The sequence below is a fragment of the Aeromonas sp. QDB18 genome (assembly GCF_027705325.1).
Classification (GTDB): domain Bacteria; phylum Pseudomonadota; class Gammaproteobacteria; order Enterobacterales; family Aeromonadaceae; genus Aeromonas; species Aeromonas caviae.
The window spans coordinates 1-898 of record NZ_JAPDBQ010000323.1; the positions used below are offsets into that span (position 1 = coordinate 1).

2 protein-coding genes and 1 pseudogene are annotated in these 898 nt (G+C 61.6%); all 3 read left to right on the plus strand.

Annotated elements, in window-relative coordinates:
* Positions 1-311, plus strand: a pseudogene (locus OKC30_RS21140) (site-specific integrase); the annotation flags it as partial.
* The gene (locus OKC30_RS21145) at positions 308-445 is read left to right on the plus strand and encodes a hypothetical protein (RefSeq protein WP_160839568.1); all 138 of its coding nucleotides are present in this window, start codon (positions 308-310) and stop codon (positions 443-445) included. The pseudogene OKC30_RS21140 and the gene OKC30_RS21145, both read left to right, overlap by 4 nt.
* The coding region (locus OKC30_RS21150) for a hypothetical protein (protein ID WP_270809832.1) at positions 438-898 on the plus strand (461 nt) is incomplete at its 3' end. The genes OKC30_RS21145 and OKC30_RS21150, both read left to right, overlap by 8 nt.

An 898-nucleotide genomic window follows, 5' to 3' on the forward strand; every position in this document is an offset into this window, starting at 1 on the left:
CCAGCGAACTGGCGGCCCGCCTCGAAGCGCGCCGCCTGGACACGCCCGTGCGGATCGACGATCGCGGCGTTTTCCGCGACAGTCGCTACGACATCGCGGGCGGCCATGCCTGGTCGCGGTCGTTCTCCGCCGCCTCCGACCGCGTGCTCGGCTGGTCAGCTGGCGCCCACGGCATGAGGCACAGCTATGCCCAGGAGCGGTACGGTGAATTGCAGGTGCGGCAGGGGTTGAGCCCGCACGATGCAAAAGAAACCCTGTCCCAGGAGCTCGGACATTTTCGGGCAGAGATCACGGAGTGCTATCTACGGTGATAAAGCAATATTCCTATCGGTTCTTGTGGGTGATCGGTGCCCTGATCGCCAGATATGGCCTGCACCTGGTCCAGGCCGACGCGGCATTGGTGTTTCATCCAGACGACGCGGCCAGGGAGGTCATCAATGGCTGAGCTCGTTGGCTGGCTCGTTCCGATGCTGGTACTGGGGGGATCAGTGGGACTCCTCTACTACTCCTTCTCCGACAATGAGCCAGAACTCAAACAGCTCACGTACGAAAAAGGGCAATTGACGGCAAGGGTGGCAGCCCTGGAGGCTGGGGTCGCGGAACGCGACCGCGATCTGGAAAAGCTGCGGGAGCAGCTCCGGGAGAACGAGTCCACCCTGCGGTACACGAAAGGGGAGCTGGAGAAGAGTCTGAAACGCTCCGGCAACGCGCAAGAGGCGGCCAAACGGATGAAAGAGATCCAAGGGCTACAGATGGCGGAATCGAAGCGGTTGCTGGCCATGGCGCTAAACCCATCATCTACGGATGAACAGCGGCGGGCGGCCCTTCAGCAGCTCCACGATCACTTGCACCATCCCCCGGCTCACAAAGGGCGGATCAAGCGAGTTAAGACCAAAAA